Source organism: Nocardia thraciensis (assembly GCF_054782435.1).
On the sequence record NZ_BAAGSM010000013.1, the window covers coordinates 24,130 to 42,355 of the forward strand.

Sequence of the window (18,226 nt, forward strand, 5' to 3'; positions counted from 1 at the left end):
CGGCAGCCCCGCCGATTCCCGAACGGAGCATCACCCGTGACCGACGAACCCGAACCGATCGTGGTCGACCTTCTCGCCGAAGATTTCCACGAGCACGCCCATGACATCTACGACCGGCTGCGGACGCAGTCACCCGTCGCCTGGGTGCGGCTCCCCCAGCAGCCGGGCCGCGGATTCTGGATGGTCACCGGATACTCCGAGGCCGAGGCCGCCCTGCGTGATCCCCGATTGGCCAACGACCCGCGAACCGTGCTGTCGGCCGACGAGATCGCGGCCCGGCCCGAAACACAACACGTGGGCGCCCAGGCCACCATGCTGTTCTCCGATCCCCCCGAGCACACTCGGCTGCGGCGCATCGCCCAGCGGGCGTTCAGCCCCAGATTCGTTGCCGCGCTGCGTCCGTCGGTGATCCGGCATGCCGAACGGCTGCTCGACGCGGCGGAGCAGACAGCCGCCGACGGCGCCGTGGATCTGCTGCACGCCTTCGCTTACCCCCTGCCGATCGCGGTGATCGGCGAGATGCTCGGCTATCCCGAGGCGTGGCATGCGGACCTGCAGAAATTCGCGGTCCGGGCCGCCACCGAGTCCACCCCGCTCGCGGCGCCCGACGAGGGCCTGCGGGCACAGCTGGAGGGGTACGGGCGCGACCTCATCGCCCTCCGGCGCGACGACCCCGCCGACGACCTGGTCAGCCGGATGCTGCATCCGGGGCCGGACCAGGAGACGCTGACCGAGACCGAGATCATGGCGATGATCGGCCTGCTCACGGCGGCAGGTTTCGAGACGACGGCCGGGCTGATCGGCAGCGCCACCCTGGCACTGATGACCCACCGCACCCAGTGGGCGGACCTCTGTGAGAATCCCGAACTGGCCGGGCCCGCGGTCGAGGAAACGCTGCGTTACTGGGGCCCGGTCGAATCGGCGATGATGCGCTTCGCCGCGGAACCATTCGACCTGGGCGGCAAGCACATCGCGACCGGCGACACGGTGCTGGCCTTCCCTGCCGCAGCCAACCGCGACCCGGCCCACGTCACCGACCCGCATCGCTTCGACATCCGCCGCACCTCCCGCGGCCACCTCGGGTTCGGCGGCGGGATCCACACCTGCCTGGGCACCGCCCTCGCCCGCACCGAAGGCCGCATCGCGCTGACCACACTCACCCGACGCTGGCCGGAGCTGCAGCTGGCGGTTCCGCCGAGCGAACTCCGATGGCGTCCCGGAATGGGACTGCGGGGGCTACGCCGACTGCCTGTGCGCCCATCGCCCGCCTGAAGCCACACCGTTCCGACCGAGTCACCCCGGAAAGAAGATCGCACCATGCCCCAGACCACCGTCGTCCTCGTGCCGGGAAACTTCACCGGCGCCTGGATGTGGACCGACACGATAGCGCTCCTGCAGCGCGCCGACATCCGGGCGATCGCCCTGGAACTGCCGACCATCGGATCGCTGGCGCTCGATACCGACTTCTACGCCGATGCGCGGGCCGTGCGCGCCGTACTCGACGCGCTGGAACCACCGGTCCTGTTGTGCGGCCACTCCTACGGCGGCGGGGTGATCACCGAAGCCGCCGCGGGGCCGCACCCCGCGGTCGAACACCTAGTGTATCTCAACGGCGTCGTCCCGGACAGCGGTGACACCCTGGTGAGCCTGATGACCGCCGCCGTGCTCGGCGCGGAAGCCGACAACCGCCCCGACCACGGACTGCGGATGCGCGCCGACGGACTCGCCGAACTCACCCCGGAGCACGCGCGCCGGGTGTTGTTCGGTGACTGCCCGGACGAGCGCGCCGAGGCCGGGTTGGTGAGGCTGCAGCCCGCCAATGTCTCCGGTGGCACCCAACCCCTGACCGGTGCGGCCTGGCGCGAACTGCCCGCGACCTTCGTCCGCTGTGTCGAGGATGTCATGCCGGAGGCCGTCGCACCCGCGTTCTTCGAGCGCGACCCCGAGGTGGTCGAGCTTCCGGCAGGGCACAGCCCGCAATGGAGTCGACCGGAGCTACTGGCCGAACTGCTCACCCGCCTCGCCAAATCGCTTCAGCCGTAACCGGTTCCGCGGCCCCGCACCGGCACTGCGAGGCGGGGCCGCGATCACATCTCCGGCCAGTAGTGTTCGAGGCCCTTGATGATGAAGTCCATTTTGATGTCGAGGATCCCGCGGTCGGTCCACGATTCCTGCGGCCGGAAACCGGTGGTGGTGTCGTCGACGGCCGCGCGGACCTGCTCCAGCCCGGTGGTACCGCGGTGATCTGTGGTGCGCATCGCGTCCACGGAGAGGTGGCAGGCGAAGACGTTATCGCCGATGAAGTCCAGCGCAAACATGGCCTGGCCGTGAGTAATTCCCTGCGCGGTCATACCGGCGGCGTAATCGGAAAGAACGTCGGCGATGCGGGTGAACGCCGGCGCGAAGGAGTACACGACGCGGTCGAGTCCCGGATACTCCTCGCATACCCGCCAGCACTCATCCGACCATTGGCGCAGCACCGCTTGCCAATCGCTGCCGGGAGCGGGTCGCCGGATCGTCGCGGCGATGACGTCCAGGCAACCGATGACGATATCGTCGCGAGACGGAAACAGCCGGTAGATCGCGGTGGTGACGACGCCGACCCGGTCGGCCACGGCGGCCAGAGTGAACTTCTCGATGCCCAAGTCCAGCGCGGCCCGCACGACCTCGTCCTCGGTGAAGGCAGGTTTCCGACCGACCTTCTTCCCTGCCGCCCATCCGGTACCACGCATGCGAACAGGCTAATGGTTCGCCAGTTGCCACCCCTGCGCGTTGTGCAGGTGCTCCCAGAAGCGGGCGTAGGTACCGCCCGCGGCCAGGAGTTCGTCATGGGTGCCCTGCGCGGCCACGCGGCCGTCGCCGTCGAGTTGCACGATGAGATCCGCCCGGGCGATGGTGTCCAGGCGGTGTGCGATGACGACGACCGTGGCCTGCTGACGCAGTGCCTCGACGGCGGCTACCACGTGGGTTTCGTTCTCGACGTCGAGGGCGGAGGTCGCCTCGTCGAGCAGGACGATGGGCGCCTTCTTGAGCAGTGCCCGCGCGATAGCGACTCGCTGGCGCTCGCCGCCGGACAGGGCGCGCCCGCCCTCACCGACCCGGCTGTGCCACCCATCGGGCAGGCGATGCGCGATTTCGGTGACACCGGCGAGGTCTGCGGCGTGGCGGATCTCGGCCTCGGTGGCATCCTCGCGACCCACGGCGATGTTCGCCGTGAGGGTGTCGTCGAACAGGTAGACGTCCTGGAAGACCATCGACAGCTGCCCCATCAACTGTTCGCCGGTCTGTTCGGTGACCGGAACGCCGCCGACCAGCACCTGCCCCTCGTCCACGTCGTAGAAGCGGGAAATGAGCCGCGCAATGGTCGTTTTCCCGCTTCCCGACGGACCGACGAGAGCCACCATCGACCCTGCGGGCACGCGCACCGACAGCTCCCGCAACACCGGTTCGGACCCGTAGCCGAAGGTCACCCCCGCCAACTCCACGGTGCCGGGAGCGGGGAGTACGGCTGGCGTGGCGGGCTCCGGCAGCGGCTGGGCGGTGAGCACCTCGTCCAGCGAGTCGAGCAGCGGGCGGCGGGACTCCAAAGCCACCGCGCTCTCGGTGATCGCGGATACCGTGGAGGAGAACCGCAGGGCCAGCCCGATGAACGCGAGAGCGGGGATCGGTTCCAGCGTGCCCGCGACCGCCAGTGATCCGGTCGCACTGATCAACGCGACGACGACGCCCTGGGTGACCATGCCGCTGAGCAGCATTCCCGCGGACTCGAACCACAATCCGCGGACCTTGGTGGAATATGCCTTCTGCAATGCGGCCGACAGCGGAGGGAAGTCGTCGCTGCGACCGCACGAGCGCAGCGCGCCTTGGCACTGGGCGTATTCGACGATCCGGTCGGCGAGGACGAGTTCCTCGGGTTCATGGATCGACCTGCCCTTGCCCATGAGCCCAGTCGATACGAGTGTGATCCCGGCGAAAACCGGGATCGCGATGGTGAGGATCAGTCCGAGCAGGGGGTTCCAGAGCCATGCGGCGACGACGATCACCGCGGCAGCGGTGGTCCGGGATACCAAGGGGCCGAACATGTGCGCGAAGATCTCCCCGGCCGACATCAGTTCGGTGGAGACCATCCGCGACAGCCGCCCGGCCACCGGCCGGGCGAACCAGCCCAGGGGCTGTTTGGCGACCTGGTCACCGGTCAGCCGGTGGATGCTGCGCAAGAAGTCGAGCGCGACGGCGTAGTTCTTGCGGCTCTGCGCATAGTTGACGCCGAAGCTGGCCACCGCCAGCGCGGCGAACACCCACAGCCATCCGGCCAGTCCCATCCCCCAGACCGGGGCGTCGCGGGCCAGGGCGCTGATGGCCGGGAGGAGCGAGGCGAGCGCCAGGCCCTCGACCAGCCCGGCGGCCACGCTGATGGCGAGCGCCGGTTTCATCTGTTCCGGATGTGCGATCATCCGGCTCATCCGCGGCACGATGTCGATCAATGGCAGATTCATCGCCGGTCTCCTTCGAATGTGCCGGTGGCAGCCTGAGCATCGGTTTCCGGCGCGGCTCCGGTGGATCGCCACAGTTGCGCGTACCCGGGCTGGGTGAGCAGCTCGTCGTGGGTGCCCGTCGCCGTGATCCGCCCGGACTCGATGAGAATGATCTGGTCGACGCCGCGGATGGCCTCGGGGCGGTGGGCGATGAGCAGCACGGTCCGGCCCCGGGCGAGCGCGGACAGCGCCTGCTGGATCTCGTGCTGCGATTCCGGATCGGTCAGCGCGGTGGCCTCGTCCAGCACGAGGACCGGTGCGTCGACCAGCAGTGCCCGGGCGATCGCGATGCGTTGGGCCTGCCCGCCCGACAGGCCGGTGTCCCTGCCGTAGACCGTGTCGAATCCTTGTGGCAGCGCCTCGATTTCGTCGAGTACCTGCGCGGCGCGGGCAGCGTCGCGGACCTCCGCATCGGTGGCGCCGGGACGCCCGAGGGCGATGTTGTCGCGGATGCTGATGCTCAGCAGTTGCGGATCCTGCAGGACGAAGCCCACCTGCGCATAGAGATTCGCGACCTGCGCCACGGGCACCCCGCCGATGCTGATGGCGCCCGACAACGGATCGTCGAACCGGGCGAGCAAGGTGGCGATCGTCGATTTGCCCGATCCGGACGGGCCGACGAGCGCGGTCACGGTCCCCGGCCGGAGCGTGAAGCTGACGTCCTCGACGGCAAGTACGGAATCGGTATCTGCGCCATAGGAATAGCTGACACGGTCGAAAACGACCTCATGGGACTCCGGTTGCACGGTGTCTTCCGCACCGTGTTCCGGTAGCACGGGAGTCTCGAGCAGATCGGCGAGCCGCAGCGCGGCGCCCCCGGCGAGTTGCTGGGACCACATCGAGTGCATCAGTACTTCCAGTGCGTAGGGGACCAACAGCGCGATCAGCGCGGTGGCGAGCACATCGGCCGTACCGACAGCGCCCTGATGAACCAGCCAGGACCCGGCTCCGATATTGATCAGCAGCACCAGCGGGACAGCGAGGAAGGAGGTGCCCAGCGCGGAGACCCGGATCAGCGGTTTGACCCAGTCGCGGTAGAAGTCGTAGAAGTCGTCGGCGGCATGCTGATAGCTGCGATGTGCCCGACCGACCCGCCCGAACGCCTTGACCACCGTGATTCCGGTGACGAACTCGACCATCCGCGCCGACACGGTCGACAGCCGGTGATCCATTTCCACGGTCTTGGCCCCCATGCCGATCATCGACAGAGACATCGCCCCGACATACAGCGGCAGGGTCGCGATCGACAACAGGCCCAGACGCCAGTCGATGACGAAGGCGTAGACCATCAGAGCCAGCGGCATCACGACGGCGTTGGTGCCGTCGACCGGCTTGTGCGCGATCAGCTGGTGGACCGTCCCTATCTCATCCTGCAGCGCCTTGCGTACCCGGCCGGAATTGGTGGAGGTGAACCACGCCAACGGAACCCGGGAGAACCGCCGCACCATGCGTTCACGGAGCAGATGCCCCAGCCGGGCATCGGCCAGGTGCGTGACGAACAACGCGACGAAGTAGATCAGCAACCGAAACGCGAAGGCAGCCAGCAGGATCCGCAGCCAGCGCTGTACTTCAGCCGCATCGACCTCCGCGCCCGCGGTATGGGCGTCGAGCAGCACCTCACCGATACGCACCAGTGCGATATACGGAACGACAGCGAGCACACCGGACACGACCGCGAGCAGCCTGCCGACCGTCAACTGCGCCGAAACCGGCTGCAACAGACCCGTGAGCGCCCGCGCACCGGCCTTCTGCTGTTCCCGCTCGGACTTCTGACCGGTGTCACCGACATCCGGTGGCGCGGCGGTGCGGACTTCGTCGGACGCGGCGGCCGACACGGACGCTGTGGACATGACACTCCTGGATCGGGTGCCCAAGCACCGGTCCGAACGAACCTCGAGCTGTGGGACTTAGGTTTGCCATACTAAAAAATGAATGTGGTTCAGAATAAGCATCGACGGTCGTGGGCACAAGAGCTTCGGACTCTATTGGAATCGATTTTCAATAGCAAGCACCCGCCCATGCCCTCCTCATGGGTGAAGTCGCCCCCACCCCTGCACGCTCGAGCCAACTCGAGCGCAACCCTGTGATGACGAGGAGGGGCACCACAGGATCAGCGAAGTCGCCCGGGCCGCACTCGGACCCGAGTCGACGGCTTCGTGCCGATGCCGGACGAGTTCGCCGAGATGTTCACGGATCGACCGGGGGTTGGAGGCTGATCCGGTCGGCGAGTGCGTCGACGGCCTCCGCGTCGGCGTATGCCTCGGTGGTCAGCTCCAGTATCGCCGCCCATCGCTGGATGCGTGGTGTCCAGCGTGCGATGTAGGCGCGAGCGTGTTCGATCTCCGCCAGGTTTCCCTCGCGTCGTGCCCGCGTCTCCGCCTCGGTCGCCGCCTGGACGGTGGCCTGGGCGAGTGCGAGTTGTTCGCGGCAATGATCGGCGTCGGGGACCTCTTCGCGCACGGTGGCGGCCTCGACCCGCAGCGTGTCGATCAGGCCGCGCAGCCGCGGGTCGGCCGGTTTCGACGGTGGCGCGGCGGTACCGGCGGCGATCGCGCGCTCTCGCCGTTGCTGGCGCTGCGCCGCGCGCTTGTCGATCAGTGCCTGTTCCTTGCGGTGACTGTCGACGTCCGCTTCGCCGACCGCTGCGTAGGTCAACGTCGCCGCCGCCGAAAACCGTTCTGCGCCATCGTGGTCGCGCAAGGTCAAGCTGAGCCGGTCGAACGGCGGATCCGGGTCCGGACGCCCCTCGATCCGCGCGTCGAGCACCTCGTAGCGATGGTCGACGACGATGCCGTCCGCGATGTAGTCGAACACCGCGGTGCCCACCTCGACGTAGGTGCTGCACGGACGCCCGGTCATGGGGTCGGGGCCGCCCAGCTCACCGGCTCCGGAGTCGACTAGGCGCTCGCCCTCCGAATTCGTGCCCACGATCTCCCAGTTGTAACTTCCCTCTGCCGCTGACATGAGAGCTTCCACAGTCGAAGAGTAGTCCCGCGGCGCCGTACCGGAGAGATCAGCACACGAGTGAACGGAAATCCGCTCGAGCACGCCCGAATTCACGCCCTACGCATCGGCCTGCCCCGTCGCCCACGGTTCGCCGACCGATGCCGAGGGGCGCGCGCTAATCGCGGAACGGCTCGGTGCGGTGGGACAGTCGCTCGGCGAAGGTTTCCGCCCACGCGACCGATTCGGGCTCGTCGTCGATTTCCGGCCTGCGCCGTGCGGCCCGCAGTCCGCGCAGTTCGCTCGATGCGGGTGTGCGGCCGGGGCCGTTCTGCGCCGCGAGCAGCCGCACACCCCAGGCGATATAGGCGCACATGCCCATCCCCGCGCATTCGGCGGCGTCGTTCAAATTGAGCCATTCGGCTTCGTCCACGGTCACGGTCACCGTGATATCCCTGGTCGACATGCGAGCCCACCGTAGTCGTATCCGGTGGCGGCCGTCACGACTGGGGACAAACCCGCACGATTTCCGAACAACCCCCACCCGGTTAGAGACCAAGCGGTTTGAAGTAACGGATCGGTTGCTACCGTACAGAAATGTCCGGCTACCCAGTCCGGTTGCCATAGGGTCATGATCGTTCCCGGGTGCCCCTGGGAACACCCGACGGTGATCGGCGGTAGCCCAAGCCGCGGATCGCCCGCTGTACGCAGTCCGGTGCGGCCCGAGGGAAAGTCAGCCCATTCCCTCGGGCCTCATCATGTCCCGGTCGGCGCGCTCACGAATTCGGCAGAATGACCGCGCGGCCGTTGCCCTTCGCGGGCCCAGGTCCCGCCCCGCTACCCGGCTGCGACACCCTGCGGAACAGCGGGCGACAACGCCAGGGAAAGGCGTTGCAGCGCTTCGGGAATCACCCAGTAGTACACCCAGGTACCGCGCCGCTGGCTGTCGATCAGCCCGGCCTCGCGCAGCACCTTCAAATGGTGGGAAATCGTCGGCTGGGACAACTCGAACGCCGGGGTCAGCTCGCAGACGCACACTTCCCCGCCTGCGCGCGCCGCGATCAGCGACAGCACCCGCAGCCGGACCGGGTCCGCGAGAGCCTTGAACATCCTCGCCAGCCCGGCCGCCGCGTCGACCTCCAACGGCGCCGACAGGGCGGGCGTGCAGCAGTCCGTGGATACCGGCGAAATTTGTTTCGACACACATCTATATTGACACTCACCGAATCAAGGCGCAAACTTGCATCGATACTCATCAATACAATCCCCGGCGCCTCTTCCGCCGGGATTGCTCGCCAAGGAGTGTGCAGTGATGCCCGACCAGCAGCAGATCGAACTGAGAGAGACTGTCCGAGCACGGTATGCGGCCGCCGCCGAAACCGTGACGGCCGGCGGCATGGCCGAGGATTGTTGCGGAACAGACTGCTGCGCAACAGGTTCGGTCGATATCGACCCGACCTTCGGTGCGAGCCTGTACGGCGCGGACGACCGCGGCCGGTTGCCGGTCCAGGCGGTGGCGGCCGCGCTGGGCTGCGGCAACCCGACCGCCGTCGCGGAATTGCGCGAGGGCGAGCGGGTGCTGGACCTCGGCTCCGGCGGCGGCATCGACGTGATCCTGTCCGCGCGTCGCGTCGGCGCGTCGGGCAAGGCGTTCGGGGTGGATATGACCGAGGAGATGCTGGCCCTGGCCGGACGGAACGCGGCCGCGGCCGGGGTGTCGAACGTGGAGTTCCTGAAGGGCACGATCGAGGCGATTCCGTTGCCCGCCAACACTATCGACGTCGTGATCTCCAACTGTGTGATCAACCTGTCGGTCGACAAGCCCGCGGTGTTCGCCGAGATGGCGCGAGTCCTGGCGCCCGGCGGGCGCATCGGCATCGCCGACGTGGTCTCCGACGACGCCCTAGGCCCGGCCGAGCGGGCCGAGCGGGGCGACTATGTCGGCTGCATCGCCGGAGCGATGTCGTTCACCGAATATCGCGAGCAGTTGGAGGCCGCCGGATTCACCGATATCGACATCACCTCGACCCACGCGGTCGCCGACAGCATGCATTCGGCGATCATCAAGGCGGTCAAGCCTTCCGGCATCAGGTGATCAGGCGCTTTTCCTTCGCAACGGCCGCCGCGGCGGATGTGCAGGGCGCCCGGCCGATCCGAGATCGCGGTCCTGCTCCGCGGCGGTTGAACTACCCCGGGACCAGATCCATGCGGAGGAACTCGGTGATGCGGAGCAGTTTGGGTGGGCGGGCTGTGTCGTCGGAAAGGGATTGGAACGCTTCGGATTTCCCGATCAGGCGGGGTGCGGTGAGATCCACCTCTCGGCCGTCGATCCGGAGCCGGGCGGCGCCCGACGCGAACACGTTCTGCACCCAGTCCGCGCCCGGGCCGTACACGGGGACGAACAGATAACCGCCGTCGACGGGATGCGCGTCCATCGGCGTCCGGTACGTGACGCCCGACCGTCGGCCGACGTGTATCAGCACCGGCCACTTCCCGCTCGCGACGGCGCGCGGGTTGAACACCCGCTTGTTCACGTGCCCCCACCATCTCGGCATCGGCATCGCGATCTCCTTGCTCTCGCCCCGGCCGGTCGGCGGTTTTCACCGATCCTGCGCGAGTGTGGCTTACGACTGTAAGGCTAGCTTACACCTGTAAGGTAGACTCCGCTCAGCCGACCTGTCAACACCCTCGCGCCCAGGAGCCGCAATGCCACGACCGCCGTCACCGCTCAGCAGAGACCGCGTGCTGGAAGCCGCCGTCCGAGTCGCGGAACGCGGTGGCGTGGAGGCGATCACGATGCGGCGGGTGGCGCAGGAACTGGGCGTGGAGGCGATGTCGCTCTACCACCACGTACCGAACAAGGACGCGATCCTCGACGGCGTGGTCGACGTCGTGTTCGCGGCCATCGCACTACCCGAGGCGGGGCACGGGGACTGGCGCGCCACGATCCGTGGGCGCGCCCACTCCGCACGGGAGGTCCTGTCCCGGCACCGATGGGCGCTGGGCCTCGTGGACTCCCGCCGCAGCCCCGGACCGGCCACGCTGCGCCACCACGACGCCGTCCTCGGAACACTCCGGAAGGCGGGGTTCACGCTGCCGATGGCCGCGCACGCCGTCTCGCTCATCGACAGCTACATCGGCGGGTACGTCCTCCAGGAAGCCAACCTGCCGATGGCGACGCCCGCCGACGTCGAGGAGGTAGCGGGCGCCCTCCTCGAAGAACTGCCGCCGGATCGCTTCCCACATCTCCGGGAGATGATCGTCGACCATGCCCTGCGCCCCGGCTACGACCACACGAGCGAATTCGACTACGGCCTGGACCTGATCCTGGATGCCCTCGAGGCCCGCCGCGGCTGACCCGCCCGTCTCGAGCTTTCGCATCGCCACGATCAGCCGATCCGCAGTTCGTCGTGGTCAGCGGCACGACGGCGCAGTGCCGGCGCCAGCGCCCGTTGAGCGGCGAACAATGCGACCCCGCCGAGCACGCACGCGGATCCGAGGACCGCGGGTCCGGACAGTTCGAGCAGCGTGGTTCCGGCCAGGGGACCGAGCACCGTGCCGGTGCTCCAGGTGGTCGAGGCCAGGCCCATGTACCGGCCGCGCAGTTCGGCGGGTGCGAGGTCGGCGAAGGTATCGCCGAACCGGACGGCGATACCGATCTGCCCGAGGGTCCAGATCAGGACCGACCCGGCGAATCCGGCGGTACCGTGGCTCACTGCGCCGATCCCGGCGCCGATCCCGACCAGCAGCATCGAAAACGCCGATACCGCACTGCCGTTGCGGCCCGCGAGCAGCCGGACCGCGAACGGCTGGACGACCACGATGGCGATTCCGTTCAGCGCCAGCACCGCGCCGTACGTCGCGGGACCGAGGCCGTCGGCCGTCATCAGCAGCGGCAGCGTCGTGAACGTCTGGAGGAACAGCGTGAAGTAGCCGACGTGGACCGCCATCATCGCGATCATCAACCGGTCCCGCAGCAGCACGGGCAGCAGCGCCTGCCGCGTCGGCATCGACCCTGCCGGACGGGTTTCCGGCACCAGCCGCCAGACGATCAGCGCCGCCACGAGCGAGGCCCCCACGTTGATCCAGAACAGCGGACCGTACCCGTGCTTGGCCACGACGCCGGCCGTGACCGTGGCGACCGAGAAGCCGACGTTGGCGGCCCAGAACAGCAGTCCGAACGCGCGGATTCGCTGCTCCGCGGGAAGATCGGCCACCGCCGCCGATCCGGCCGGGCGGAACAGCTCGATCGTCAGCCCGACCCCCACCGCGGCCGCCCAGATCTGGGGCATCGAATCCGCGGAGCCGAGGGCCGCGAGCGCCGCCGCGGCGCCCAGGAATCCGACCAGCATCGTGTTGCGCCGACCGATTCGGTCGCCCAGCCAGCCACCCAGCAATTGGGAGCCGATGTCGCCCACCCCGACGGCTGCGACCACCGCGCCCGCGGTCGCGGGCGAGAGGTGCTGTGCCTGCGTCAGATAGAGCACGAGAAACGACCGGACCACACCTCCGGCCCGGCCGACGAAATGTGTGGCCGCCAGTGCCCAGACCAGGTGCGGCAGCCCGAAGCGCAGCCGGGCCGGTCGGCTCGGTACTGCCGTGGGTGCGGGATTGATCGTGCTCGAGATCGTCATAGCTATGACGCTAGGTTCGCGGAAGCATTACGAAAAGCGATGATTTTCGATCAAATCAATCGCTATGACTTATGTTCTCTCTCGTGGCGGACATCGAACTGCGTTACCTGCGAACCATGGCCGTGATCGCCGAGGAGGGAACGTTCGGCCAGGCGGCGGCCCGGCTCGGCTATACCCAATCGTCGGTGAGCCAGCAGATCGCCGTGCTGGAGAAGGCCGTGGGCGGCCCGGTCTTCGATCGGCCCGGCGGGCCCAAACCCGTCCGGATCACGCCGCTCGGCGAGGTGGTCCTGGCCCACGGCCGCGACCTGCTGGCTAAGGCAGGGGCACTGACCGACGCCATCGATCGCTTCCGGGCGGGCAGCGGCCGGATAGATATCGGCACCTTCCAGGGCGTCTCGAATCTGATTCTGCCGATGGTCATTCGCCGCCTGCTGGACGAGCATCCCGGCTGCGACATCAGGCTGTCCGACGTGCAGCCGGAGGATCCGCGAATAGGCGATCTCGACCTGCTGTTCCACGACGGACCGGTCGCGGGCGATGTCGAGCACATCAAGCTCTTCGATGAGCACTATTTCCTGGTGACGCGCGCGGACGCGCTCCCCGACGGTCCGGTGCGCGTCAAGCGGCTCGACGATGTTCCGATGGTCGGCTGGCCGTCCACCTACCACCAGAAATGGCTGGAGCGGACCTTCGCCCGCGCCGGAGCGCAGCCCCGGTTCGTGTTCCGCACCGTAGGCCACGAAACCATCCTGTCGATGGTGCGGGTGGGCATCGGCTGGGCCGTACTCCCCTGGCTCGCCCTGCGCGGCACCGATGCCTGGTCCGAAGATCAGCTCCGCATCCACCGGCTGCATCCGTCGCCTGCCCGCGAGCTGTCGCTGTACCGCCCCGCCGGACGCACCGAATCCCCGCTAGCGATCCGGACCCGGGAGATCGCCCTCGACGTCGCACGCGGTCTCGCCGAGCAGATGTAGAGATGGTGCGGCGTCTTGCGTCGTCACCGTGATGGCTCTAGTCCCGCTACCGCCAGCCGGAAGAGCCGGCCCGCGTGGTCGGCGGGGTCCGGGGCGTGCTCGGTGGCGAGGGTTATGCCTACGATCAGGGTGATCAGGTCGGAAACCGTGGCGCTGGTCGAAACCTTTCCCTCGCGTACTGCTCGGTGCAGCAAGGGATTTCCCGCCTTCTCCAGGGCGGCGGAACACGCGTTGTCGTGCGCGGGGTCCGCTCCGGCGCTGTCGTAGGACAGCGCGACCGCCAACCCTCGCGCGCTCACGCAGTAGGCGACCACGTCGCCCAGCCACTCCAGCAGCGCGGCCCGGCTGTCCTGCGCACCGGCCAGTTCGCGGGCGCGCTCACACAGTGCCGCGATTCGCTTGTGGGACACCGCTTCCAGCAGCGCGCGGCGGGTCGGGAAGTGACGGCGCACGGTCGCCGAGCCGACCCCAGCGACGCGGGCGATCTGCTCCAGAGACGCGGCGGGGCCGTGGGCGGCGATCTCCTGCTCCGCCACGGCGAGGACATGCGCGTAGTTGCGACGGGCGTCGGCACGCTGACGCTCGGGCATGCCATCACCTCCAGGGTTGCTAAACGGCGGGGCCCGCCATATCGTAGCCGAAGGTAAATGGCGGGCCCCGCCGTTTATGTCGAGCACTAGAGGAGCATCATGTCCGCACCTTCCGCACCGGTTCTGGTGACCGGCGCCACCGGCAAGCAGGGCGGCGCCACCGCCCGCGCACTACTCGCGGCGGGAGTTCGGGTCCGTGCCCTGGTGCGCGACCCGGCGACCGACCGAGCCAAGGCCGTCGAGGCACAGGGGGCCGAACTGGTCACCGGCGATCTGCACGACCGTGAGTCGGTGATCCGCGCGGCCGCGGGCGCCCGCGCGGTGTTCTCCGTGCAGATGCCCGAATTCACCTCGGCGGGAGTGGATTTCGATGGCGAGTTCGCCCAGGGGGTCAACCTCATCGAGGGGGCGAAGGCGGCGGGGGTGCCGCAGTTCGTCCACACCTCCGTGAGCGGCGCCGGTCAGCACACCGACATGCCCGGCTGGGAGGAGGGGCGCTGGGTTGCGTTGGAGGCGTCCATGTCTACCAAGGCCGCGCTCCAAGACCGCGTCCGCGCCGCGGGATTCCCGCATTGGACGCTGCTCAAACCGGGGACGTTCATGGAAAACTTCCTCCCGTCCATGGCGTACATGTTCCCGCGCGGCATCGAGGGCGGGTTGGTGAGCGTCATCGAACCCGGGACTCGGCTGTCTTTGATCGCGGTGGACGACATCGGGTGCGCGGCCGCCGCGGCCGTCACCGCGCCCGAGCAATTCGACGGTGTCGAACTGGAGCTGGCGAGCGACTATCTCTCGATGACCGAGATCGCCGAAGTCCTGTCCCGCGCGCTGGGTACGTCCGTGTCCGCTCCGGATATGACCGAGGAACAGGCCCTCGCCGCCGGAATGCCGCCCATGGGCGCCGGGCTCGCCTGGCTGAACGTGGCGGGCCAGCCTGCCCGCCCCCAGTACGCCACCGACTTCGGCATCCCGCTCACCAGCTTCGATGATTGGGCGCGAAAGTACATGGGCCCCAAGGCCTGAGCCACCACGACCCGCTCGCGGGTACCGCCCCGGAGAGTTGCTCACCGAGCAATCGCGGCTGCCGTCGATGGGCGAAATCCATGAACGTGGGCCGGCGGAGGTTTCGGATTTCGAGGCCAGGTCGGGTCGCGGGCGAAAACCCGTGGCATCGATGCTGGCTGGCCCGCGACAATGATCGGCGTGGACGAGGAGGTCGAGGTGGTCGTCGCTCACCACGAGCGTGCGACCCTACGGGTGGGCAACGTGTTCCTGAAGGTCGACGCCGATCGGGGACGCGCCGCCGTCGAGGTGGAGGCGATGGCCATGGCGCCGATTCCGACTCCGGAAGTGCTGTGGCACAAGCCGCCCGTCCTCGCCCTCGCCGCCCTCCCGGGGACGGCGCTCGGCCGCCTCTGCGAGCCGTCGACCGCGTCGGCGGCGGCGTGGGCCGCGGCGGGCGCCGCCGTGCGGAAGCTGCACGACGCGCCGCCGCCGCCATGGCCCGGTCGAAACCCCGACCACAGCATGTCGGAGCTGGACGGCGAATGCGAATGGATCATCGCCAACGGCGTCCTGTCCGCCGAGGTGGTCACCCGCAACCGCCGCATCGCCGAGGCCGCGCTCCGGCCGTGGACGCCGGTGTTCACGCACGGCGATCTGCAGGTCTGCCACGTATTCGTCGATGGCGACGAGGTCACCGGCGTGCTCGACTGGTCCGAGGCGGGCCACGGCGATGCCCTGCGCGACCTCGCCACCCTGACCCTCGGACACCAGGAGCACCTTCCCGACGTCCTCGCGGGCTACGGCGCCGATGTCGAGCTCGACGTGATCCGCGCATGGTGGTCGCTGCGAAGCCTGCTCGGGCTCCGCTGGCTCATCGAGCACGGATACGACCCGTCGACGCCGGGCGGCGAGGTCGACGTGCTGAAATCCCAAATGTGAGCTCACCTCCCGAGGCCTCCGGGCGCGCTGCGGTCTCGTCCCAGGATCGCCCCGACAGCATCGCCGAGACCCTCACCATTGCTGCTTCCCACATCGGAGGCATGCCAGGCGACGAATCCGTCCGGCCGCACCAGCACGGCGCCGGTCGCCGCCAGCCCCGCGGCCGTTCTGTTCTCCGATTCCGTCTCGCCGGTCGACCCGTGCGGGTCGGGCAGCGCGCGCACCCGCAGGTCGATCCCGTACGCCGTGGCGACGGCGGCGGCCACCGCCTCCCACCCCGCTGCCTCCCTACCGGTCAGCAGCAGCCATCCCGGACCGGCCAGATCGATCGTGGAGCACCGGCGCTCGGGATCGAGCCACAGATGCGGCAGCCGATAACCGGGCAGCGCGACGTCGGTCAGCACCGACAGCGCGTCGCTGTCCGCGGTCGACCGCTCGAGCTGATCTCCGTCCACGACCGCGGCCGACCGGTAGCGGTAGAACATCATCGCTCGCAGGTACTCGACGCCGATGCGGTCGTACCAACCGGCGGGGTCGGCGTCCCGGTCGGCGAATCCATAAGACAGGCTGCGTGACAAGGCAAGCGACGCCCGCGCCGCGGCACGGCGCTCGGGCTCGTAGCTGTCCAGTAGCGCGGGGTCGGCGCGGCCGTGCAGCACCGCCGCGAGTTTCCAGGCCAGGTTGTGGCCGTCCTGGATGCCGGTGTTCATGCCCAGCCCACCCGCCGAGGTCTGCACGTGTGCGGAGTCCCCGGCCAGGAATACCCGGCTCCGCCAGGATCACCGCTTCCAGCTCGCCCTGGGGCACCAAACGGGAATCGAACGGGCTACACGTCTCCAGTCGCTGGGAGAACCGATCCGGCAGATCGATCCGCGCCAGCTCAGCACCGAACGCGGTGTCCTTCACCACCGCCCGCAACGCCCCCCAGGTCCGCCAGCCCAGCCGCGCCATCTCGTCGCCGAGCCCGAACGATCGGAAAATCTCCAGCGTGCGCAGGCTCGCCCCCGCCCGGTGATGCGGGAACGTCGACGACCGCTTGTCCACCACCATCGCCCGCACACCCTGGCGCGCCAGGAACAACGCGGTCGACAATCCCACCGGCCCCGCCCCCACCACCAGGACATCCACATCGTTTTCCGCGTTCACAGCTGGCTCCTCTCGCCGGTCATCAGGTTCCGGCGCCAACCCTGCACGCTGAAGCCAGCTTTAGCGCAAGCTGGAGAGGTGAACGACGACCACTACTCCATCAGCCATGTCGCGCGCTGCTTCGGCCTGCGCGTGTCCACGCTGCGCTACTACGACCAGATCGGCCTGCTCACCCCCGCCGGACGCCGCGGGACCGTCCGCTACTACAGCCACACCCAGCTGAGCCGTCTGGCCCTGATCCAACGGCTGCACCACCACGGACTGGTCAACCTCCCCGATACCGCCGCCCTGCTCGCCGACCCGCCGCCCACGAGCACACCCTCCGGGCGAGACATCCTCACCACCACCATCGAGGAACTCGACCGGCAGATCACCCACCTGATCGCCGCCCGCGACACCCTCCGTCACATCCTCGAATGCCCAGCCGACGACCCTGTCCGGCAATGCTCCTACCTGCGTGACGAATTGGACGACACAGTCACGCGAGCCCTCGAGGACCTCTGACACACCCACGTCGTTCGACGGTTCCCCCTGTGGCGCCAGAGAGCATGCACATGCCATGCGCATGTAGACTGGTGGCATGCCTGTTGCTATTCAGATCAAGGACGTACCCGAGGAGGTACGGGACGCGATCGCCGCCCGAGCCGCGGCTCGCGGCCAGTCGACCCAGGTCTACCTGCGTGCCCTGCTGGAGCGCGAATTCCGTGCCGAGCGCAACAAGCATCTTCTCGAGAGCCTGGTTGGCCGCCGGAGCCTGTCCCTGAGCGCCGACGACGTCGTCGATGAGATTCGGAGCGGACGCGAGGACGACGAGTGATCGTTGTCGATGCCAACGTCATGGTCATGGCGTTGTCCAGCCCGACGACACAGGGCGACGCCGCACGCGCGGCGATGCTCACCGACGACGACTGGGTGGCTCCCGCGCACATGCCCCTCGACGTCTTGCGCACACTGCACAAAGCCGTACTCGGCGGCTTCCTCACCGCCACGGATGCCGACGCGGCATTCGGAGCGTTGACCGCCGTGCAGATCGACTACATCGGAACCGATATCGCTCTGTTGCAAGCGGTTTGGGCCATGCGCCACAGTGCCTCGATCCACGACGCCGCCTACCTGGCCATCGCTACGGTCCACGACGCTCCCCTCGTCACATTCGACGCCCGGCTCGCCAAAGCTGCCGAACAGGCGGCGCCCAACGTGAGCCTCGTCCTCCTCGATCGTTCGGCTACCTAGGCCGAAGTACCGAACTCCGCGTTGGTGATTCGCGCGGTGAAGGCGTCCCATTCGGCGGGGGTGAACACCAGGGCCGGGCCCGACGAGTTCTTCGAGTCGCGAACACCCACCAGGCCCCGGTCAAGGAACGCGACCTCAACACAGTCCTTGGAGCCTGAGCTGCGGGTGCTCTTGAACCACTGCGCGCGGGTCAGGTCTACATTCATGCGCCACACTCCAATTGG

Annotated in this window: 21 protein-coding genes and 2 pseudogenes; 10 read left to right on the forward strand and 13 right to left on the reverse strand. The window is 68.4% G+C overall.

The annotated features are described in order from the left end of the window. The first annotated feature begins 36 nt into the window (after positions 1-36). Positions 37-1,272 carry a cytochrome P450 family protein gene (locus tag ACYVLQ_RS06695; protein ID WP_460696506.1) on the forward strand — a complete coding sequence of 412 codons (1,236 nt, stop codon included), beginning with the start codon at positions 37-39 and terminating at the stop codon, positions 1,270-1,272. A gap of 45 nt (positions 1,273-1,317) precedes the next feature. Next, positions 1,318-2,043 carry an alpha/beta fold hydrolase gene (locus ACYVLQ_RS06700; RefSeq protein WP_460696507.1) on the forward strand — a complete coding sequence of 242 codons (726 nt, stop codon included), beginning with the start codon at positions 1,318-1,320 and terminating at the stop codon, positions 2,041-2,043. Positions 2,044-2,087: 44 nt separating this feature from the next. Here the strand turns inward: ACYVLQ_RS06700 and ACYVLQ_RS06705 are convergent, their stop codons facing one another. The 6 genes from ACYVLQ_RS06705 to ACYVLQ_RS06730 all read right to left on the reverse strand — a co-directional run bounded on the left by ACYVLQ_RS06705 (position 2,088) and on the right by ACYVLQ_RS06730 (position 8,681). Beyond that, positions 2,088-2,732 (reverse strand): TetR/AcrR family transcriptional regulator, encoded by a 645-nt coding sequence (locus tag ACYVLQ_RS06705; protein ID WP_460696508.1) that lies wholly within the window; start codon positions 2,730-2,732, stop codon positions 2,088-2,090. A 9-nt stretch (positions 2,733-2,741) separates the two neighbouring features. Beyond that, entirely contained in the window at positions 2,742-4,496 is a 1,755-nt protein-coding gene (locus ACYVLQ_RS06710) for an ABC transporter ATP-binding protein (RefSeq protein WP_460696509.1), read from the reverse strand. Then, complete coding sequence (locus ACYVLQ_RS06715; RefSeq protein WP_460696510.1) at positions 4,493-6,385, reverse strand: ABC transporter ATP-binding protein; 1,893 nt, start codon at positions 6,383-6,385, stop codon at positions 4,493-4,495. Before ACYVLQ_RS06715 ends, ACYVLQ_RS06710 begins: the two co-directional genes overlap by 4 nt. A 337-nt stretch (positions 6,386-6,722) precedes the next feature. Continuing rightward, entirely contained in the window at positions 6,723-7,499 is a 777-nt protein-coding gene (locus ACYVLQ_RS06720) for a hypothetical protein (RefSeq protein ID WP_460696511.1), read from the reverse strand. 157 nt (positions 7,500-7,656) lie between these two features. Then, positions 7,657-7,944, reverse strand: coding sequence for a hypothetical protein (locus tag ACYVLQ_RS06725; RefSeq protein ID WP_460696512.1), 288 nt, complete (start codon positions 7,942-7,944; stop codon positions 7,657-7,659). 371 nt (positions 7,945-8,315) lie between these two features. Beyond that, positions 8,316-8,681 carry an ArsR/SmtB family transcription factor gene (locus tag ACYVLQ_RS06730; RefSeq protein ID WP_460696513.1) on the reverse strand — a complete coding sequence of 122 codons (366 nt, stop codon included), beginning with the start codon at positions 8,679-8,681 and terminating at the stop codon, positions 8,316-8,318. 109 nt (positions 8,682-8,790) lie between these two features. Between ACYVLQ_RS06730 and arsM the strand changes: the two genes are divergently transcribed. Next, a complete protein-coding gene (gene arsM / locus ACYVLQ_RS06735; RefSeq protein WP_460696514.1) occupies positions 8,791-9,573 on the forward strand; it encodes an arsenite methyltransferase in 783 nt (260 codons plus the stop codon). A 91-nt stretch (positions 9,574-9,664) separates the two neighbouring features. Here arsM and ACYVLQ_RS06740 read toward each other — a convergent pair whose 3' ends face one another. After that, positions 9,665-10,039, reverse strand: coding sequence for a nitroreductase/quinone reductase family protein (locus ACYVLQ_RS06740; RefSeq protein WP_460696515.1), 375 nt, complete (start codon positions 10,037-10,039; stop codon positions 9,665-9,667). Between the two features lie 145 nt (positions 10,040-10,184). On the opposite strand from ACYVLQ_RS06740, the gene ACYVLQ_RS06745 reads away from it, so the two are divergent. Next, entirely contained in the window at positions 10,185-10,835 is a 651-nt protein-coding gene (locus ACYVLQ_RS06745; RefSeq protein ID WP_460696516.1) for a TetR/AcrR family transcriptional regulator, read from the forward strand. Between the two features lie 32 nt (positions 10,836-10,867). Here the strand turns inward: ACYVLQ_RS06745 and ACYVLQ_RS06750 are convergent, their stop codons facing one another. Continuing rightward, a complete protein-coding gene (locus tag ACYVLQ_RS06750; RefSeq protein ID WP_460696517.1) occupies positions 10,868-12,112 on the reverse strand; it encodes an MFS transporter in 1,245 nt (414 codons plus the stop codon). 83 nt (positions 12,113-12,195) lie between these two features. Between ACYVLQ_RS06750 and ACYVLQ_RS06755 the strand changes: the two genes are divergently transcribed. Further along, entirely contained in the window at positions 12,196-13,089 is an 894-nt protein-coding gene (locus ACYVLQ_RS06755) for a LysR family transcriptional regulator (protein WP_460696518.1), read from the forward strand. 23 nt (positions 13,090-13,112) lie between these two features. Here the strand turns inward: ACYVLQ_RS06755 and ACYVLQ_RS06760 are convergent, their stop codons facing one another. Next, the gene (locus tag ACYVLQ_RS06760) at positions 13,113-13,679 is read right to left on the reverse strand and encodes a TetR/AcrR family transcriptional regulator (RefSeq protein WP_460696519.1); all 567 of its coding nucleotides are present in this window, start codon (positions 13,677-13,679) and stop codon (positions 13,113-13,115) included. A 99-nt stretch (positions 13,680-13,778) separates the two neighbouring features. Between ACYVLQ_RS06760 and ACYVLQ_RS06765 the strand changes: the two genes are divergently transcribed. Both ACYVLQ_RS06765 and ACYVLQ_RS06770 read left to right on the forward strand, forming a co-directional pair. Further along, positions 13,779-14,702 carry an NmrA/HSCARG family protein gene (locus ACYVLQ_RS06765; protein ID WP_460696520.1) on the forward strand — a complete coding sequence of 308 codons (924 nt, stop codon included), beginning with the start codon at positions 13,779-13,781 and terminating at the stop codon, positions 14,700-14,702. Between the two features lie 180 nt (positions 14,703-14,882). Then, the gene (locus ACYVLQ_RS06770; protein WP_460696521.1) at positions 14,883-15,623 is read left to right on the forward strand and encodes a phosphotransferase family protein; all 741 of its coding nucleotides are present in this window, start codon (positions 14,883-14,885) and stop codon (positions 15,621-15,623) included. Positions 15,624-15,625: 2 nt separating this feature from the next. Here the strand turns inward: ACYVLQ_RS06770 and ACYVLQ_RS06775 are convergent, their stop codons facing one another. The 3 genes and pseudogenes from ACYVLQ_RS06775 to ACYVLQ_RS06785 form a co-directional block, all read right to left on the reverse strand. After that, entirely contained in the window at positions 15,626-16,111 is a 486-nt protein-coding gene (locus ACYVLQ_RS06775) for an aromatic-ring hydroxylase C-terminal domain-containing protein (protein WP_460696591.1), read from the reverse strand. Positions 16,112-16,204: 93 nt separating this feature from the next. After that, positions 16,205-16,390, reverse strand: a pseudogene (locus ACYVLQ_RS06780) (FAD-dependent monooxygenase); the annotation flags it as partial. 64 nt (positions 16,391-16,454) lie between these two features. Further along, positions 16,455-16,769: pseudogene (locus ACYVLQ_RS06785) on the reverse strand (FAD-dependent oxidoreductase); the annotation flags it as partial. A gap of 78 nt (positions 16,770-16,847) precedes the next feature. Here ACYVLQ_RS06785 and ACYVLQ_RS06790 point away from each other — a divergent pair. The 3 genes from ACYVLQ_RS06790 to ACYVLQ_RS06800 all read left to right on the forward strand — a co-directional run bounded on the left by ACYVLQ_RS06790 (position 16,848) and on the right by ACYVLQ_RS06800 (position 18,002). Further along, on the forward strand, positions 16,848-17,273 hold the full coding sequence (locus ACYVLQ_RS06790; RefSeq protein ID WP_460696522.1) for a MerR family transcriptional regulator: 426 nt from the start codon (positions 16,848-16,850) through the stop codon (positions 17,271-17,273). 76 nt (positions 17,274-17,349) lie between these two features. Beyond that, positions 17,350-17,586, forward strand: coding sequence for a FitA-like ribbon-helix-helix domain-containing protein (locus ACYVLQ_RS06795; protein WP_460696523.1), 237 nt, complete (start codon positions 17,350-17,352; stop codon positions 17,584-17,586). Further along, positions 17,583-18,002 (forward strand): type II toxin-antitoxin system VapC family toxin, encoded by a 420-nt coding sequence (locus ACYVLQ_RS06800; protein WP_460696524.1) that lies wholly within the window; start codon positions 17,583-17,585, stop codon positions 18,000-18,002. The genes ACYVLQ_RS06795 and ACYVLQ_RS06800 overlap by 4 nt, the downstream gene beginning before the upstream one ends. On the opposite strand, the gene ACYVLQ_RS06805 is transcribed toward ACYVLQ_RS06800, so the two are convergent. Then, positions 17,999-18,208, reverse strand: coding sequence for a DUF397 domain-containing protein (locus ACYVLQ_RS06805; protein ID WP_460696525.1), 210 nt, complete (start codon positions 18,206-18,208; stop codon positions 17,999-18,001). The genes ACYVLQ_RS06800 and ACYVLQ_RS06805 overlap by 4 nt on opposite strands. Positions 18,209-18,226 lie beyond the last annotated feature (18 nt).

Coding starts and splice junctions, on each gene's coding strand:
- ACYVLQ_RS06700 (WP_460696507.1), top strand. CDS start 1,318: ATGCCCCAGACCACCGTCGTCCTCGTGCCGGGAAACTTCACCGGCGCC.
- ACYVLQ_RS06705 (WP_460696508.1), bottom strand. CDS start 2,732: ATGCGTGGTACCGGATGGGCGGCAGGGAAGAAGGTCGGTCGGAAACCT.
- ACYVLQ_RS06710 (WP_460696509.1), bottom strand. CDS start 4,496: ATGAATCTGCCATTGATCGACATCGTGCCGCGGATGAGCCGGATGATC.
- ACYVLQ_RS06715 (WP_460696510.1), bottom strand. CDS start 6,385: ATGTCCACAGCGTCCGTGTCGGCCGCCGCGTCCGACGAAGTCCGCACC.
- ACYVLQ_RS06720 (WP_460696511.1), bottom strand. CDS start 7,499: ATGTCAGCGGCAGAGGGAAGTTACAACTGGGAGATCGTGGGCACGAAT.
- ACYVLQ_RS06725 (WP_460696512.1), bottom strand. CDS start 7,944: ATGTCGACCAGGGATATCACGGTGACCGTGACCGTGGACGAAGCCGAA.
- arsM (WP_460696514.1), top strand. CDS start 8,791: ATGCCCGACCAGCAGCAGATCGAACTGAGAGAGACTGTCCGAGCACGG.
- ACYVLQ_RS06740 (WP_460696515.1), bottom strand. CDS start 10,039: ATGCCGATGCCGAGATGGTGGGGGCACGTGAACAAGCGGGTGTTCAAC.
- ACYVLQ_RS06745 (WP_460696516.1), top strand. CDS start 10,185: ATGCCACGACCGCCGTCACCGCTCAGCAGAGACCGCGTGCTGGAAGCC.
- ACYVLQ_RS06750 (WP_460696517.1), bottom strand. CDS start 12,112: ATGACGATCTCGAGCACGATCAATCCCGCACCCACGGCAGTACCGAGC.
- ACYVLQ_RS06760 (WP_460696519.1), bottom strand. CDS start 13,679: ATGCCCGAGCGTCAGCGTGCCGACGCCCGTCGCAACTACGCGCATGTC.
- ACYVLQ_RS06765 (WP_460696520.1), top strand. CDS start 13,779: ATGTCCGCACCTTCCGCACCGGTTCTGGTGACCGGCGCCACCGGCAAG.
- ACYVLQ_RS06775 (WP_460696591.1), bottom strand. CDS start 16,111: ATGATGTTCTACCGCTACCGGTCGGCCGCGGTCGTGGACGGAGATCAG.
- ACYVLQ_RS06795 (WP_460696523.1), top strand. CDS start 17,350: ATGCCTGTTGCTATTCAGATCAAGGACGTACCCGAGGAGGTACGGGAC.
- ACYVLQ_RS06805 (WP_460696525.1), bottom strand. CDS start 18,208: ATGAATGTAGACCTGACCCGCGCGCAGTGGTTCAAGAGCACCCGCAGC.